The organism is Salirhabdus euzebyi, from assembly GCF_014207435.1.
GTDB lineage: Bacteria > Bacillota > Bacilli > Bacillales > Alkalibacillaceae > Salirhabdus > Salirhabdus euzebyi.
The window spans coordinates 1-16,798 of the sequence record NZ_JACHGH010000011.1 but is presented as its reverse complement, the minus strand read 5'-3'; the positions used below and the strand labels follow the sequence as shown (position 1 = coordinate 16,798).

The 16,798-nt window shown below is 34.3% G+C and carries 19 protein-coding genes; 7 read left to right on the top strand and 12 right to left on the bottom strand.

What is annotated here, in order from left to right; all coding sequences use genetic code 11:
• Positions 1-9: 9 nt before the first annotated feature.
• Entirely contained in the window at positions 10-402 is a 393-nt protein-coding gene (locus tag HNQ94_RS15375; protein ID WP_174497139.1) for a VOC family protein, read from the bottom strand.
• A gap of 221 nt (positions 403-623) precedes the next feature.
• On the opposite strand from HNQ94_RS15375, the gene trhA reads away from it, so the two are divergent.
• Complete coding sequence (trhA, locus tag HNQ94_RS15370; RefSeq protein WP_174497231.1) at positions 624-1,271, top strand: PAQR family membrane homeostasis protein TrhA; 648 nt, start codon at positions 624-626, stop codon at positions 1,269-1,271.
• Positions 1,272-1,309: 38 nt separating this feature from the next.
• On the opposite strand, the gene HNQ94_RS15365 is transcribed toward trhA, so the two are convergent.
• A complete protein-coding gene (locus HNQ94_RS15365) occupies positions 1,310-2,305 on the bottom strand; it encodes a zinc-binding dehydrogenase (RefSeq protein ID WP_174497138.1) in 996 nt (331 codons plus the stop codon).
• 191 nt (positions 2,306-2,496) lie between these two features.
• On the opposite strand from HNQ94_RS15365, the gene HNQ94_RS15360 reads away from it, so the two are divergent.
• On the top strand, positions 2,497-3,741 hold the full coding sequence (locus tag HNQ94_RS15360) for an MDR family MFS transporter (RefSeq protein ID WP_174497137.1): 1,245 nt from the start codon (positions 2,497-2,499) through the stop codon (positions 3,739-3,741).
• Between the two features lie 32 nt (positions 3,742-3,773).
• On the opposite strand, the gene HNQ94_RS15355 is transcribed toward HNQ94_RS15360, so the two are convergent.
• On the bottom strand, positions 3,774-4,247 hold the full coding sequence (locus HNQ94_RS15355; protein ID WP_174497136.1) for a YndM family protein: 474 nt from the start codon (positions 4,245-4,247) through the stop codon (positions 3,774-3,776).
• 120 nt (positions 4,248-4,367) lie between these two features.
• Between HNQ94_RS15355 and corA the strand changes: the two genes are divergently transcribed.
• On the top strand, positions 4,368-5,318 hold the full coding sequence (gene corA / locus HNQ94_RS15350) for a magnesium/cobalt transporter CorA (RefSeq protein WP_174497135.1): 951 nt from the start codon (positions 4,368-4,370) through the stop codon (positions 5,316-5,318).
• 14 nt (positions 5,319-5,332) lie between these two features.
• On the opposite strand, the gene HNQ94_RS15345 is transcribed toward corA, so the two are convergent.
• On the bottom strand, positions 5,333-6,040 hold the full coding sequence (locus tag HNQ94_RS15345) for a Na-translocating system protein MpsC family protein (RefSeq protein WP_174497134.1): 708 nt from the start codon (positions 6,038-6,040) through the stop codon (positions 5,333-5,335).
• A gap of 157 nt (positions 6,041-6,197) precedes the next feature.
• Here HNQ94_RS15345 and sda (HNQ94_RS15340) point away from each other — a divergent pair, with 157 nt between their 5' ends.
• Positions 6,198-6,341, top strand: a complete 144-nt coding sequence (gene sda / locus HNQ94_RS15340) for a sporulation histidine kinase inhibitor Sda (protein ID WP_174497133.1) — start codon at positions 6,198-6,200, stop codon at positions 6,339-6,341.
• A gap of 99 nt (positions 6,342-6,440) precedes the next feature.
• On the opposite strand, the gene sda (HNQ94_RS15335) is transcribed toward sda (HNQ94_RS15340), so the two are convergent.
• Entirely contained in the window at positions 6,441-6,590 is a 150-nt protein-coding gene (gene sda / locus HNQ94_RS15335) for a sporulation histidine kinase inhibitor Sda (protein ID WP_174497132.1), read from the bottom strand.
• Positions 6,591-6,849: 259 nt separating this feature from the next.
• Here sda (HNQ94_RS15335) and HNQ94_RS15330 point away from each other — a divergent pair, with 259 nt between their 5' ends.
• Positions 6,850-7,206, top strand: a complete 357-nt coding sequence (locus HNQ94_RS15330) for a helix-turn-helix domain-containing protein (RefSeq protein ID WP_174497131.1) — start codon at positions 6,850-6,852, stop codon at positions 7,204-7,206.
• Positions 7,207-7,288: 82 nt separating this feature from the next.
• Here HNQ94_RS15330 and HNQ94_RS15325 read toward each other — a convergent pair whose 3' ends face one another.
• Positions 7,289-9,352 (bottom strand): peptidoglycan D,D-transpeptidase FtsI family protein, encoded by a 2,064-nt coding sequence (locus HNQ94_RS15325; RefSeq protein WP_174497130.1) that lies wholly within the window; start codon positions 9,350-9,352, stop codon positions 7,289-7,291.
• A 236-nt stretch (positions 9,353-9,588) separates the two neighbouring features.
• Here HNQ94_RS15325 and HNQ94_RS15320 point away from each other — a divergent pair, with 236 nt between their 5' ends.
• Positions 9,589-10,449, top strand: a complete 861-nt coding sequence (locus tag HNQ94_RS15320) for a TVP38/TMEM64 family protein (protein WP_174497129.1) — start codon at positions 9,589-9,591, stop codon at positions 10,447-10,449.
• Positions 10,450-10,504: 55 nt separating this feature from the next.
• Here HNQ94_RS15320 and HNQ94_RS15315 read toward each other — a convergent pair whose 3' ends face one another.
• On the bottom strand, positions 10,505-12,265 hold the full coding sequence (locus HNQ94_RS15315; RefSeq protein WP_174497128.1) for an ABC transporter substrate-binding protein: 1,761 nt from the start codon (positions 12,263-12,265) through the stop codon (positions 10,505-10,507).
• Between the two features lie 98 nt (positions 12,266-12,363).
• Between HNQ94_RS15315 and HNQ94_RS15310 the strand changes: the two genes are divergently transcribed.
• Positions 12,364-13,260 (top strand): DMT family transporter, encoded by an 897-nt coding sequence (locus tag HNQ94_RS15310; RefSeq protein WP_174497127.1) that lies wholly within the window; start codon positions 12,364-12,366, stop codon positions 13,258-13,260.
• 105 nt (positions 13,261-13,365) lie between these two features.
• Here HNQ94_RS15310 and HNQ94_RS15305 read toward each other — a convergent pair whose 3' ends face one another.
• The 5 genes from HNQ94_RS15305 to HNQ94_RS15285 form a co-directional block, all read right to left on the bottom strand.
• A complete protein-coding gene (locus tag HNQ94_RS15305; RefSeq protein WP_174497126.1) occupies positions 13,366-13,686 on the bottom strand; it encodes a winged helix-turn-helix transcriptional regulator in 321 nt (106 codons plus the stop codon).
• An 81-nt stretch (positions 13,687-13,767) separates the two neighbouring features.
• Entirely contained in the window at positions 13,768-14,271 is a 504-nt protein-coding gene (locus HNQ94_RS15300) for a DUF1648 domain-containing protein (RefSeq protein ID WP_174497125.1), read from the bottom strand.
• A gap of 178 nt (positions 14,272-14,449) precedes the next feature.
• Entirely contained in the window at positions 14,450-15,262 is an 813-nt protein-coding gene (locus tag HNQ94_RS15295) for a bifunctional hydroxymethylpyrimidine kinase/phosphomethylpyrimidine kinase (protein WP_174497124.1), read from the bottom strand.
• Between the two features lie 92 nt (positions 15,263-15,354).
• Positions 15,355-15,900, bottom strand: a complete 546-nt coding sequence (locus HNQ94_RS15290) for a histidine phosphatase family protein (RefSeq protein WP_174497123.1) — start codon at positions 15,898-15,900, stop codon at positions 15,355-15,357.
• Positions 15,901-15,922: 22 nt separating this feature from the next.
• Positions 15,923-16,546: a YczE/YyaS/YitT family protein gene (locus HNQ94_RS15285; protein ID WP_174497122.1), complete on the bottom strand. Its 624-nt coding sequence runs from the start codon at positions 16,544-16,546 to the stop codon at positions 15,923-15,925.
• Positions 16,547-16,798 lie beyond the last annotated feature (252 nt).

Below are 16,798 nucleotides of genomic sequence, written 5' to 3'. Positions count from 1 at the left end.
TTCACCCCCCTATTTCCAAACAGTCATCCGTTCAGATAAGTTAGAAGTATGTAACTCTAATTGTATACCATCAGGGTCCAGGAAATTAACAACCCAACCTTTTCCTTTTTCAAAAGGCTCTCTTACGATTGGAACATTATTCTTTTTTAAATGTTCTACTGCATGATGAAAGTTAATTTCCTCTATTGAAAATGCGATATGATCCACTCCTATTTGCGGAACTCCGTAGTTAGGATAGTCCTTCCTTTCCTGTAAACATATCCATACACTTCCCCATTCTAAATAGGCATCCATCCGACCTTTATGCACTAACTCTATTCCAAGTATTCCTAGATAAAATTCTAGTGATTGCTTAAGATCCGAAACGTTAAGTGTTATATGATTAAAACCCGTAACCTTCATTTTTCCTATCCCCTTATATGATGAGCGTGAAATTTTTCCATTACATGTTTCAAACAAATACTACAGGATGATTCGTTTACATTCAATAGATTGCAAAAGATGATAAATTGATTTTATTCCATCAAGCAGTAGTTCTTTAAAGATTTAGTGTAATGAATTATAATGGGATTTGCATTAGCATTATTATGTAAAAGATGAGATGAGGAGAGTGAAGATTGGTTATGAGTTTTTTAAAAATGAGAGAACCTGTTAATACGTTGACCCATTTTATTACCTTTCTGGCTGGTATTGTCGGATTAGTGTTTCTTATCGTTTTATCTTGGAATAGTCCTTCAAAATTAACGACTATGACGATATATGGAGTTAGTTTAATTTTATTATATGGAGCAAGTTCCCTCTATCATTGGGTCCAAACATCTCCGAAAAAACAATTAATGTTAAAAAAAATTGATCACATATCCATTTATATTTTTATTGCTGGCTCCTATACACCGGTTTTTTATTTTGGTCTTGAAGGTGTCTGGAAATGGACGATGCTATCTGCTGTATGGGGGTTAGCATTAATGGGAGTCTTACTAAAAGTTTGGTTTATTCACGCACCAAGGTCTATTTCTACTATTTTCTACATTTCACTAGGCTGGGTTGCTGTCGTGCCATTCGGACAGCTTATGGATAAGTTACCAATTAACGCTATTATTTTAATGATTGCTGGAGGGGTAGCTTATACAATAGGTGGAATTATATACTCTACCAAAAAACTAGATTTCTTCCCAAACAAATTCGGTTTCCATGAAATTTTCCACTTGTTTGTTATGGCAGGTTCCATTGCTCACTTTTTTATGATCATATTGTTTATTATGCCGTTATAAAAGAAGCAACCCACTCTATTAAGAGTGGGTTTATATGTTTATTCTGCAATTTTGATGGCAACTTTACCAAATTGTTTGGCACTCTCTAAGTATTCAAATGCTGCTTTACCTTCTTCTAATGGGAAAACTTTATCTATTATCGGCTTAATATTGTGCTTTTCTATAAAGGTTAGCATTTCTAGAAACTCTTCATGTGATCCCATCGTGGAGCCAAGTAAATTATATTGCCCATAAAAGAAACTACGTAAATCTAACTTCACCTCATCACCTGCAGAAGCACCAAATGCTACAATTGTGCCTCCCTTTCGCAATTGAGATAGAGAACGATTAAAGGTTGCAGCTCCAATACACTCAATCACAATGTCAATATGTTCGTTCGATAATTCATCATCCCAGTTACTGTTTGTATGAATGGCAAGATCTGCTCCTAGTTTCTTGGCCATACTTAGCTTATCTTCCTGCCGTGAAGAAACAATAGCCTTTGCCCCCAGCGCTTTAACATACTGCAATATATACGTTGCAACACCACTACCAATTCCAGGAATAAAAACAGTTTGTCCTTCTTTCACTTTTGCCCTAGTAAAGACAACTCGATAGGCTGTTAAAGCTGCGAGAGGCATAACAGCTGACTCCTCCCATGTCAAAAACTGTGGTTTTCGTGCTACACTCTCTACAGGCACAACAACGGTTTCCGCAAAAGTTCCGTGAGCCGGCATACCTAATATTTCAAAACCATCTGGGGGAGCTTCACTATTTTCTTTCCAACCAATCCCCGGATTAATGACTACCTCATCACCCACCTGAACATTGGTAACTCCTTCTCCTAGTTGTTGAATAATGCCTGCACCATCTGAGCCTAAAATTAGTGCAGGATCTTCCTCAGACCTTCTATTCGGAATCAGTAAATCCCGATGATTTAATCCAGCTGCTTTCAATTGTATTTTTACTTCACCTTTTTTGGGAGAATTCTCCTTCATTTCTGTCATATAAATGGATGATAAATCGTTAAAGCCTTTATGTACTATAGCCTTCATGACGAAACCTCCTTTTTACTATCGTAAATGCATTTGATATCACACTGCAACTAATCCATTTTATCCCCTATTAATAATGTCATATGCAAAACACTTTTATTTAGACCAATACAAAATACGATTCTAAAATATAGTGACGTCACCTTTGTTGTGCTAAAATCTTAATACTCTATTTCGGAAAGGAGTCTCGAATGGCTAGATTTAGAAATTATCATCGAAATATTAAAATCCGCATTGCTCATATCTTTTTCTCAGACATCGTCGCAGGAGCCATTTTTCCTTTTATGGCAATATACTTTTCCCAACATTTTGGGGCGAAGTTAACTGGTATTTTGCTAGTTGTTAACGTAATTATTGGTATGATTGTTGGTCTTTACGGTGGTTATTACGCCGATCAAGTAGGTAGAAAAAAGTTAATGGTCTTGGCAGGATTAATTAGAATGGTTGCATTTATTGTAATGGCTATTGCCAATTCACCTATCTTAACTTCTCCAGAGCTTACATTCTTAATGGCGCTTTTAGTAGGGGCTTCATTAGGTTTAGATGGCCCAGCAGCCGATGCCATGATTATAGATATTACAAAACCAAAAGAAAGAAAAGGTGTATACTCCTTAATTTATTGGAGCTTTAATTTAGCTTTTGCTGTAGGTGGAATTATAGGTGCCTTAACATTCAAAAACTATTTATTTGAATTATTAATCCTCCTATCCTTTACTAGTTTTTTGGCTAATATACTTGTTATCTTTTTCATCAAAGAAACACTTCTTATAAAGGAAGCGAAAACAAAACAAAAGAAGATTATTAGAAGTATGGTGAAAAGCTACAAAGAAGTAGCAAGCGACAAACTATTTCTCTACTTTGTTTTAGCTGGTATGTTAATGCAATCTGTAGAAAATCAGATGGAAAATTACATAGGGGTCCGTTTAAATGACGAAATGCCAACACAACCGATCTTTCATTTTGATGTTACTGGGGTAGAGATGGTTGGTTTCTTAAAGGCTGAAAACACTATTATTGTGGTGCTCTTAACCGTTTTTATAACACGATGGATTATGAAATTTAGAGAGGATCGAACCTTATTAACAGCTATCTTTATTTTTACTGTTGGATACACTGTCGTAAGTTATGTAAATAATATATGGGTACTTTTTTTCTTTATGACAGTTGCAACAATAGGAGAATTAATGAGAGTACCTATCCAGTCCGATTTTTTAGCAAGTATCCCAACCGATGACAAAAGAAGCTCGTATATGGCCATTAATGGCTTAGTATTTAACGGTTCTATGATGCTAAGTGCCATATACATATCTCTCGGGGCTATTTTCAGTAAAGAATTAATGACTTTTCTTATTTTTGCATTGGGGATGAGCAGTTTACTTATTATTAGGCGAATACTACCCGATTTGAAAAAAAGAAGAGAGTTTCAGCAATCATGATATTCGGCAGCCACATTAAATGGCTGCCTTTTTTAATCCTCTTCTTTATCTTCTCGCTTCCTTTTTACATCATATGGAAATACCTCTTCTGAAGTTTCCACTCTTAGTTTTCTTTCTGGTAACGACCTTATATGAACATCTTTATCTGAGTAGCTTGGTTCACCAAAAACTCTATTCTGTAAATAAAAATGGTATAACGCTTCTGCCATTGCAACAAAAAAAGCACTAAATAAAGCTGCATTACCTACTGCCCATGTCGGCTCATTAAGGAAAGTTCCATAAAAAAACAATACTAAAAATGCCAATCCAAAATCAGCCAAAGTAGCCATCAAATTCCCGAAACGTTTAAGTATGATTAAGTCACCTACGAAATAGCCTATTACAACAAACAAAGCACTAACAACGAGTACATTCCAAACAGTAGCGTTATCAAAAGCTGCAAATATAGAGAAAAAAACGATTGCTATGATTAGAAATTTTATACCCAAAGGTAACGAATGCTTCAAATCTAACACCTCCGATTTTATTTTCTTCTAAATGAACATTTTATATGCAAAGTTCTCTTCTTTTAAGAAATGTACATTTGGAAATACTGATTGTAGACAAATAAACAAAGAGGTTGTTTTATGATTAAAATTGTAGCAATAAATAAACATGGGAAGATAATATCTAATGCAACACTACAAGGGTTAAGGGATAAAGACATAGCTTGGTACTGGGTAGATTTCAGTTCACCTACAAGAAATGAAATCGAAATGTTAGATCAACACTTTGGCTTCCATCCCCTTTCAATAGAAGATTGCATTAATAAATTACAAAGACCTAAGCTTGACTATTATGATAGTTACACATTTTTTGTAACCCATAGTGTAAATGAGGTTGAACTTTCAAAGGAAGAAGTAAATTTTTTTCTAGGTGAAAATTTTCTTGTTTCTTTTCATCTTCTACATTCAAGTCATGTTGATGAGGTATGGGATAGATTTATCGCTACTGCAAATCACGAAATATGGAATCCACCCATTATTCTTTATCATCTAATAGATAAATTTGTTGATTATTATTTTCCGATTATTTATAAGCTTGAGGATGATTTAAATCAAATAGAAAATAACACTAGGAATCTTTCCATGGAGGAAATGCTGGACCAATTATTTGAAATAAGGCATTCCTTCCTTAAACTCAGGCATACTGTACTACCTATGAGGGATTTAATTTACAGAATGATTAATTCCAATCACTTGGATGGAATTAAACAAAATGAAAAATATTTTTCAGATATTCATGATCATCTATTAAAACTTACTGAAATGATTGAAGCTAGCCGTGAACTAACGAGTGATATCCGTGATAATTATCTATCATTAAACTCACACCAAACGAATAAAGTGATAAAAGTATTAACAGTGATTACTACTATTTTCATGCCCCTCACTTTTATTGCTGGTATTTATGGAATGAACTTTGAAAATATGCCAGAACTTAAATGGGACTATGGATATTTTTTCATTTTACTCATGATGTCTGTTATTGGATTTGGAATGTTTTTTTGGTTTAAGAGAAAAGGATGGTTTAAATAAATCACACACTTCCATTAGGGATTGTGTGGTTTATTTGGATTCATAATTAATAAAATAACACTTTTGTCCACGTCAAAATCCCAGTCAACAAAAACATCACTAACCTTCGTTTCAAGAATTTTATTAAACAGCGTGTTGTTATGCAGAAGTTGTTTTTCGAGCTTCCTTTTAGCAATCCTTAAATGTTCCTGAAAACCCATTCTGATGATTTCTTTTTCAATTCTTACTAGTATGCCATTTCGAATAATAAGAATAGTTCTGGGATTTAATTGACAGGAATATATATTCTCCGGTGTCTTTTGAGCCTCCTTGGAAATTTCTACAATTTCCTCTTCTAGTTGTTCTTTTCCTTTGTAATTTTCATTAACTGGAAAATTAGTTTGCGTCTCATCTGATGAAAGTCCAACCATCATACCTGATCTGTTATGCAATCCCCAATCATAAAAAAAATAGTTAATTTCCATACCTGTAACAACTTTTATATATCCCTGAATTTGTGGTATAAGATTAGACATAACTGTATCTCTTGTCTCTTGTACTGTGTTTTCTTTATCTTTTTGCATTAAAACTTTTTCAGTAGGCGAAAGAAAATTCTTTAGATAAAATGTTATGTAGTTTAAGCCTATAGAAACATATACATTTTCAGGTCCCTTTCCGAAGTTATCCCGTAACATTTTACTTATATAATTACTTAGATCTGCTGTTATATTTTTTTGTTCCAAGATATCACTACCTTAAAATAGAATCTTGAATAGGATACCCAATACCAGCTATTTTATAATGGAAATAATTTCATATAGAACATAATTAGTTAAAAATTTATACTTATGTATAGGTGAAGGGATAGAATGCCATTCGCTAAAAGGGGATTTTTTAAAATTGTTTTATTTAACAGATGAATTACTAGTTGAGATTTTTACGAAAGCAGTATTGTTGGATAGTGACCAGGAGCTAATTAACATGTTGGGAAACGAAATGCAACACAGAGGGATAAACATGAAGGATATAAATAGTGGAGAGTAGTTTTGTTTTTCAATAAATTAACAGACTTCTTAAAGAAAAATAATTCAACTAATATGGGACGAATGGCTTTCACCTTTTACCCCGAACTTATTTTTTCTTCTACTCTACCTTTTTATTAATTTCTTTTAAATTAACACCTCTATTTTTCAATTCTTTCTCTAATAGAATAATAAAATCTTTTTCTAAATTTAATTGCAAAGCTTTTTGATAGGCATTTATAAGGGCATTATCTGATAGTTGTATAAACATGCAATCATCCTTTGTTTTTTATTAATCTAAATAAGTTTATTTTTTTGAAAATAGGTTATTTAATAATGAAATGCTTTTCTAACTCAATAAAAAGCGTTTCTGTCAAACAAACCCGAATTATAGCAATTGGTGTATAAATACCCCTAATTAAATATCTTACGTTAATATTTATAGTATTTCAATACAAAATAATTAGATTTTAAGTATCTTCGTCTGGATTATAAAACGAGGTATAGTAATAACTGAGGTGAAAAGTGGCATGCAAGAAAAACAACTGTCTAAAATTATTGGTGAACGTATAAGAATGATGAGAAAAGCAAAAAGATTAAGCCAAGAAGAACTCGCACATAAGGCTGGATTACATCCAACTTATATTGGACAATTAGAACGAGGAGAAAAAAACGCTACAATTGAGTCTGTAAGTAAAGTTGCAAATGGATTACAAGTTAATTTAGAAGAAATAGTTAGGTTTGCACAACCTAATGATTATACAACTCAAAACGAAACGATTGTTCAGTTAGTCCACCAACTATATAAAGTTAGTGAACAAGATCAGCAGACTATTTTAAACCTAATTAAAATCTTACTGGATTGGAAAGAAAGAACACCTTCATGATTACTAAATTACTCTTATTAAGAGGCATGCAGCATCATGAATTGTCCTTTTTATAACAGATGCTGCATGCCATTAGGTTCAATTAATTATCCACCTCTTCTTCGCCTTCTCCTTCCTTCTCTTCATTCAACTCAAAGTAAGCATCCAAAATCCTCTCGCCGATCTTGTTATTAATACCCGTCCTTGTTCTGACTCCTACATTCGGTACAATGATGGAGAAAGCAATTTCAGGGTTATCGTAAGGTGCATAACCAACTAACGTTAGGTTTTCTGTTTCTTCCACAAGTTGACCATTTTCATAAATCATATTTTGAGCTGTCCCCGTCTTTCCAGCTGCTACATATGGTTTATCTGCAAAAGTTCCAGCTGCAGTTCCTCTCGTTCCATTAAAAACGCGATATAGCCCGTTCTGCACGGCATCTATATACTCCTGATCCATTTCAATACGGTTAATCACTTCAGGTTCCATCACTTTGTATATCGGTCCAAGCTCACCATTATTATTAGACTCCCTTATTTCTTTAACCAAATGTGGTTTTACACGATAACCATCATTGGCAATCGTCGAAATATATTGCGCTAATTGAAGAGCAGTAAATGGTTCATATTGTCCAATAGCATAGTCCATTAAAAAACCTGGAGAATATACTTCTCCCTCATAACCTGTAGCTTCATAAGGTAGATCTATACCTGTTTCAATACCTAAACCAAACTGTTTAAAGTAATTTCTCATTTGTCTAAATGCGTCTGAATCGTAATCTAAAGGGGCATTCTCAACATAAGTGTAGTCCCCTCCCATACGCATCGCAATAAAATACATAAAGACGTTTGAGGATCTTTCTAAAGCACTTAGATAGTTAACTGAACGTAATGTATCATAGGAGCTTTTCCATGGTGTTCCAGCAATCTTAATAGGTCTGTCAAAAAATGTAGTCGATTTATTAATTACTCCAGATTGAAATCCTGCTAACACAGTAGCCCCTTTAATTGCAGAGCCTGGTAAATGAGCGTCATAAACAACTCGGTAAGACTCATCCTTTACATGTGCAGGTTCTTCATCTGTTGCTCGGTAATAACGTTTACCTGTGATAGACAAGACCTCTCCCGTTTTCGGATTCATCATTACGACCAAAGCATCCTTCATAAACCTATTTTTACCTGGATGGTTTTCAATTGCTATTGTCAATTCTTCCTCCACAATCTGATCAATTTTCTTCTGAAGTTCCATGTCTATTGTTAAGACTAAACTTTTCCCTTGTTTTCCTTCATGTACAAGCTCTGTACCTAAAATATTATTCTGTGAATCTGTTATATGACGATAAAGTTCTTTTTGACCACTTAGAATAGTTTCATATTGTTCTTCTAAAAAGCTTTTCCCTACTCGATCGTTTCGACTGTACTGTCTGGTTAAATAGAAATCTGCTTTATCTCTCAAGATTCCTTCGTCATGTGAAGTTAAACCACCAACAAAATTTGAGAATGTTGGATGAAAGGGTAAATGTCTTTCCCAATCTGTTGTTACATTCACACCTGGCATTTCACTTAAGTGTTCTGCAACTGTCGCATATTCTGTATCCGTTACTTCTTCATTTTTAACAATATGCGGTGTCAATTCTATTGCCTGATCAAGCTCTCTTTTAACTGCTATCACTTCTAAGTCTGCTTCTGTCAGCTGAGCAAGCTCCCCATCTGTTATTCTATCTAGGACAGCATAATATTCTTCCTCGTTATCCATTTCCGCCTTTTCTTCATCTGAAAGCTTGGCATAAGCCTCTTCATGGTTTATTAGTATCCAATAATCTTTCTTATCGCGTTTTGTGACGTCACCATCATCCTTCTTAATATAAGAAGCAAGTTTTTGAGCAACATCTAGCTTTTCATCTGGTTGGACATGTTTTGGAGGCGTATAGGTTATTGCATATTTCGGTGTATTTTCGACAATTATATTTCCATTGCGATCATACATTTCTCCCCTTGGAACAGGAACGCTTGTAACTGTTTCTTCCGTTTCGTCGAGTACTCTTTGGGCCTCTTCCCCTGTTAAGATTTGAACGACTCCTAATTGAAGAATTAATAAAGAAAATAACAAGAAGATAAGAAAGAACAACACATTAAGACGAAATGGTAAATGTGATTTTTTCTTCATGATTCGTCCCCCAGTAAAACCGATTTATTAACCTAATTTTACCATTACTATGAAACTCAAACACTATGTATATTTAATTTTTACAAGATTATTATAACACAAAAACAAGAACTGATGTTCTAGTTTTTGTGTTTTTTTACCTTTATCAGGAAAAATTTTATTTTATTTAAATTATTTAATGACTTATAATAATGTTAAGTCAGCTGGGAAGCCAGAATGAGAACAGGGAGAATATTATGGGCTTACGATCAATAGCTAAAATAGAAAAACAAAGTTTTACAAAAGGAATAATATTTCAGTTAGTGCTTCTTATTTCTGCACTATACCTTCTATATGAAGGCATGCCTTCACTTTTGCCTCTTTATCGTAATATTGGTTTCTTTTTGTCAGTCACCATTTTCACCATTTGGATTACGGCCCAATTGCTTGGTCGAAAGGAATTTATAAAAGTAATTAAGCTTACATCCATTTGCTATGGCATCATTTTGTTCTTAACCTGTGTCATCTATTACGTTAGTAGTTTTATTGTATTAGTGGAGGATTTTGGAATAGAGTCTATATTGGGAGAAAATGAAGTTTTTGCAAAAATAACCTATTTTGCCATTTGCTTTATTCAGCCTATTCTACTACCTATACCGGAAGCTGTTACAGTAGTGGCTGCTAGCTCGGTCATGGGCGCATTATCAGCCTTCTTACTCGGCTTTACTGGTACATTACTTGGGATTTTTACGATGTTTATGGTTTCAAGAATTGGAGGTATGAAGTTTGTTGAGAAGTTTGTTAAACCAGCAAAAATAGAACAATACCATAAATACGTAGAGAAGAATGAAGTTTTCATTTTAGTACTACTATTTATTATACCGATTCTACCCGATGAAATTATTTGTATTGGAGCAGGAGTTAGTGGTGTATCCATCAAACGGTTTTTAATTATTGCAACTCTATCAAAATTAGTTACTTCCTTTACATTTGCCTATTCTGTTGAATTAGCATCCATGATTTCCCTTACTGCTACGGAAATTATAACAACAATATCTATAGGGATATTCATTGTAATAAGTCTCTCCTTTTTTGTGAAAAGACTTTTGTTAAAATAAATAACTTAGCTACACCTTCTATGGTAGTAGCTAAGTTCGTCAAGGACCTGATCCACTAATTCCTTCTGAAAAACAATTCTTTGAAAGAGACTAATCCATGATTTGTAATATTTACACCTAACAGGTTTTGATTAAAAAATCCACGTTGATATGTGCTGTATAAAGGAAAAACAAGATGATTATGGAGAAGAATATTTTCTATAGCAATGAAGAATTTGCGACGCTGTTCTTCCTCTTTCTCACTCCATATTTTTTCTAACAAAACATTCACTTCTTTACGATAGTTATCTGGCAGTACCTTATCTAATGTATTTTCTTTTGACATAAATAAGCTTAACAACCCCATTTCATCATTTTCAGCAAGGACATATTCGGATAGTATAAGGTCTGCCTTTTGAACATATTTATCCTTTGAAAAATCCTCAAATGGAACTATAACAAGTTTTATTTGTATCCCATTTTGTTCACAACGCTCCTTTATATAATAAAGGTCATCTACATCCGGCTTTAAATCATGAGCTAAAATAGTTAATTCCACACTACCCGAATTCAATCCAGTTTTTATAGGGACATTTGTCTCCACATTTCCCATTAAGAACCCAACCGTTTCTTGCCTTGGATACCCTAAATCTTTTACTAGAAGTGACTTGTCGATCACTTCTTCCACCTTTTTTCGCTCTTCTTTGTCTAACTCCGTTTTGGTAACATTCCACAATAAATACTTAATAGACAAATTTCTTTTTTCAAAGGATTCATAATTACTTTCCGCACTATCCATTAGGTGGAAAGGTAAATAATCGGCTGTATTTTCTGTAGACTGATGATATGTAAAATACTTTTCCATCGTCGGTAAAAACAAAATATTTATCCTATCCAAATGAGCTCTAGCTTCAAAATAACTAGTGTGTGCTTTTAGCATCAAGTAATCATCTTCATGCCTATCCACACGAAAAGGACCTGTTCCAATTGGTTTAAGTTGAAATTCCTTCGCACTCTTCCCACCATAATTAAATGGGACAATAGCACATTTAAAAGAAGATAAAATGCTTAACCACATAAATTGGGGCTTTGAAAGTGTAAACCTAATCATATAATCTGTTACACATTGTATCGATTTAATAGATTGAAAAATCCAATCAAAATCAGTGCCCTTCATTCTTTCAAAAGTAAACTTAATATCTTTGGAAGTAAGTTCTTTTCCGTGATGAAAGAAAACACCCTTCCGTAAATAAAATGTCCAGTTACATCCTAGTGAATCCCTTTCCCAATAATGGGCTATGTTAGGACTATATTGAGATGCTTTAGCGTTATAGATAACTAGGGTATTAAAAATTTCTCTAATCAAATGTGATTCCGTTTGCCTCTTTACTTGTATAGGATCAAGCGAAAATAATTTCCGGAAATATGGAAAAGTAAGACTCTCCTCATTAGAATCACCTTGTATCCCATCAGAATTGTTTAAACCAAATAGTAGCACCATAATGCCCTGTGCATTTTCACCTAGCCAATAGTATTTCTCTAATAGTCGAAATAAGTTAACACTTTCTTCATTACTTATAGCTTTCTGTACATTATCCAAAAGAATTTCTTCAATTGTCTTTAGAAAAGAAATCCTCGTTTTATTACCCCGTCCGTTACCTTTCTCACGTAGAATCCAACCTTCCTCTTCCATTTTGTTAAGTAGATGGATGACATTTCTTCCAGAGCATTCAAAAATATCACTTAAATCTCTTCTTGTTGTTCGTATAGAATTGTCCGTTTTTTGCTCATCAAAATTACCTAGTAATGTAACATAATAATATAAGAGCTTGATCATTCAGATCTTCCTCCTCAAAAGGGTGAAAAAACTAATACTAATTTACACTTTTTATTCTCCCTTTTGCAATTAAAATAAAAATGGAGGGGGAGTTACTCATGCAAGATAAACGATTATTAGCTTTACTAGCAGCCTTTCTCGTTACAATTCTTTGGTCATCGTCCTATTTTTTCAACAAATTTGCCTTTGAGGAAGGAATTGAACCTTTAACACTAGCCGGGCTTCGTTACTCTATCGCTTTTTTGACCCTATGGAGTATAACAAGCTGGAAAAGCAAATTTCGGAATAATTATGTTAGCAAACTACCAATAAAACATATCCTCTTATTAGGGATTACGGGATATGTAATGGGTCAAGGTCTTCAATACTTTGGACAGTTTTTTATTAGCCCAACACAAACCTCTTTATTGTTAAACATAGGAAATGTTAGTTTTGTAGCAGTTGCAGGAGTTTTTCTGTTAAGAGAAAAAATTTCCATCAGAACAACAGTTGGAATCATAGGCGTTACACTCGGTGTGATCTTATTTAATTACCCATTTCATTTTGATGTTAATGACATTTTAGGTATTGTTTTTGTCCTATTATCTAGCATTGGATATGCAGTGCACCTATCGTTTACTCGTCATTTAGTAAAACGTGAGCATTACACCACGAATCAATTAGTGATGGCACCTATGGGCATAGGGGCATTATGCATGCTATCATATGGGTTTTTAGTTGAAGGTATACCTAATATAACGATTGAATTGGTTTTCATTGTTTTGTGGTTAGGAATTGTAAATGGCTCCATCGCCTTCACGTTGTGGGCCTGGAGCCAAAAATATTTGGAGGCGTTTCAGAGTAGTGTTATAAACAATTTGATGCTTATTGAAATTGCATTGCTAGATGTTATGATATTGAATCAGTCCTTTTCTGTTTTACAAAGTATCGGTTTAATAATTGCTTTTGCCACCATTATTTTCGTTTCTCTTCACAAAACGAAAAGTAGTAGCTAAATTTATAAGAAGATATGTCATCATATGAAGGCCTATAATGCGAGGAAAATAACAAATAAAGGTTTCCCAATTCCATTTGGGAAACCTTTTATTATTTAAACTATTTTATTGTTCAGATGACTCAACCCATCTATCAGACCAGTTTTCTATACCTTTTATAATAGGCTGAAGCTCACGGCCTTTATCAGTTAAGGAGTATTCAACCCTCACAGGAACTTCCGCATAAACGTGGCGATTGACCAATCCTTCTTCTTCCAGCTCTTTTAGTCGCTCGGAAAGAAGCCTACCACTTACGGGAAGTGAAGACTCTATTTCTGAAAATCTTTGAGGCCCAAACAAAAGTTGATAAATAATTAATCCGGTCCAGCGTTTACCTAATAATTTCATTGCTTTTTCAAACTTAGGGCAGAGCTGAAACTGTTCCATCGCCTCTCACCTCTTTATAATCCTATTATACCCTTATTTAAGTTGGTTGAAAACTAGCACGAATAAGATTTTACCATAGCTTCATTTATTTCTTAAACGGACTATTTTTATTACCATATAAAGCATAGTTCCGAAAAGGACAATAATAAGAGCTGGTAAAAACCACGATCCTAATCCTGCCTTTCCAAAGGCCACTTGGACAGTACTCCATGTTGCAAAAGAGAAAAAACAAACTATTTCAAAATTCATTATAACAAGCATTTTTTTCGATAATTCATAAAGCTGCTTAGCGTTTTGTTCTGTCACTTTTATCGGAAAGTTATGGGTAGAAGGGATTTTCGCTAACAAAAATAATAAGACAAACAGAAAAGTACTCATAACCGGTAACATAAATATAGATGCTTTTGGACCCCAAGCGTCTGGTTCACCGAAAGCATTAAAATGCATTGGCATATTTTCAGGTAAGTCTTTCCAAACATACATAATATAAATAAATGTCACAAAGATGATTAATACGGAAATTAACTCTAGTAATTTTTCAAAAGGCGTTTTAGGTATTTCTATCTCAGGTCGATTATAATCCAATTTTCCCACCCACCTAACCTTTTTAATGGAATATGATATATACGTAAACGTTTGCCGTTTAGTTTCATATGAATCTTCGTTAAAATGAAAATTCATGTACCATTATGTAGCTTATATATTAGGTTCTAATTAAAAAACCTTATCCGAAAATTGGATAAGGTCTCAAATTATTATTATTTTACTCTCCGTGAAAACGGGATGCACCATGATTAACAGGGCCAACGTATTGATTTAATCGGAAAGAATGACGAATAGCGGCTGTAATAAATTTCTTTGCACGATAAACTGCTTCTTTTGGAAATGTCCCTTTTGCTAGCTGTGCTGTTATTGCTGCCGAATATGTACACCCAGCTCCATGTGTAAACGTTGTATCTATCTTTTCTTCCTCTAAAAGCTCAAATTCTTTTCCATCATATAATACGTCTACAGCGTTTGGATGATCTAACTTTCCGCCACCTTTAACGAGAACATACTCAACACCTAAATCATGGATTTTTGCTGCTGCTTCTTTCATTTGTTCTACAGATGTAAGATTACCTAGGCCACTAAGCTGACCAGCTTCAAATAAATTTGGCGTTACGATTTGTGCATGGGGTGTGAGAATATCTCTAAGAGCATGTGCAAGTTCAGGATATAATACTTCATCAGCACCTTTACAAACCATAACTGGATCCACAACTACCTTTTTAAACCCGTGTTTTTTTATAGTAGCTGCAGCCATTTCAATGGTATCCACAGTCGGTAACATACCTGTTTTTAGAGCATCCACACCAATACCTTCTGTAATAGTTGCTAATTGTGAACGGACGGTATCAAGTTCAACTGGGAAAACGTCATGTGACCAATTGTTATATGGGTTCATTGCAACAATTACGGTTAATGCAGACATTCCATAAACCCCGTGTTCTTGGAACGTTTTTAAATCGGCTTGTATTCCAGCCCCACCACTACTATCGGAACCTGCAATTGTTAACGCTTTTGGTAAAGTCATCGTTATTACCTCCATTATTTTCTAAATAGCTATGTTATGACATGCCTATTAATCCATGCTTTATTTTACTTAATTTTCTTAATAAAAAGGAACTAATTTGTCCACAATCTACTAATTTTGGCTTCATTATTATTTAAGTGTAGTTGAAAAACATCAGGATTGCTCATATTCTTCCATTGTTCAAACCCAAAAGAATGACAAAAATATTTTATAACTAAAGCTAGTAAATTACCATGACTAACTATTATTATATGATTTGCCCCACTATGATAAACTTCCTCTATGACAGAGTTAGCTCTAACCATTGCTTCTCGACTCGATTCCCCACCGTCAAATTTAAGATCTAGATCTTCAAATGATTGCTCTAATTTCTCCTGCCAACTTGGCAAGTTACTACTACTCAATACTCTTTCTTGGAGTCTAACGTCCAATTCTACATTTTTATTTAATGCCTTCGCTAATGGAGTTATCGTTTGCTCGGCTCTTGTATAAGGACTAGATATTACTCTTTCAATAGGATAACCTTTAAAAAATTCAACTAATTGTAAGGAATCGTGAAATCCCTTTGCCGTAAGCGGGGCTTTGGAATCTTGTCCTTCCGCTTCACAATGACGAACTAAGTATATAAACTTCTCCAATTAACTTCTCTCCTTTAAATGATCAGGTCGTTGATCGATAGAAAGCATTCGCCTGAAATTTGGAAATATAAGGAATAAAAAATGCTATAATTGCTCCACTAAAAACTGCATTTAGAAGCGTCCCTATTCCAATTGGACCATTAAATAAAAAAGCCACAATCACCAACGCCACATTTATAATCGCTCTTGTATAGGCAACATTTAATCCAGTAATATCGCGTAAAATTAGCATTGTCCTATCCATTGGGATTACTGCAAAGTCAGCCTGTAAATAGATAGCTATTCCTAGGCCAGACAACACAATTCCAAGTAACAAACAAATGTATTGCGTCATTATTGCATTAGGTGTTACCCAATCCCTTAAAAGGAAAATCCAAAAGTCAATAAACACACCGGTAACAAGTGAAGTAAGTAGTGCTAAATATTCTGGCCTATTCAATTTAATGAGTGCATTAAGTAAAACTAGCGTTAAACCTACTACAATTTCCCAACTACCAATTGTTAAACCTATCGTTCTATATAAACCTACTAGAAGCGCATCAAATGGGGAGGTACCTAATTCGGACTGTATGGTTAAGGTAATTCCAAGTGTTAGGGTAATGATCCCTAACAAATAAAAACCAACTTTTTCTTTTGTTAGCTGCAAGTTCTCCCCTCCAATCAAGCATTTTCTTTCTTTAAGACTGTTTTCTAATTGATTGTTGTTTTGCAAAATATCCTTAAACTACGACATAACTATAGCTTTGCATTTTGATGAGTGCATACGACCGCTTCGGCAGAATACTTCGCTTTCCACTGGCACAGCCTCAGCCTCCTCGCGGAAAACCACCGCTGCGGGGTCTTCAGACACGTGCTATCCCGTAGGAGTCTGCGTATTCTGCCTACGCTAAGATTGATT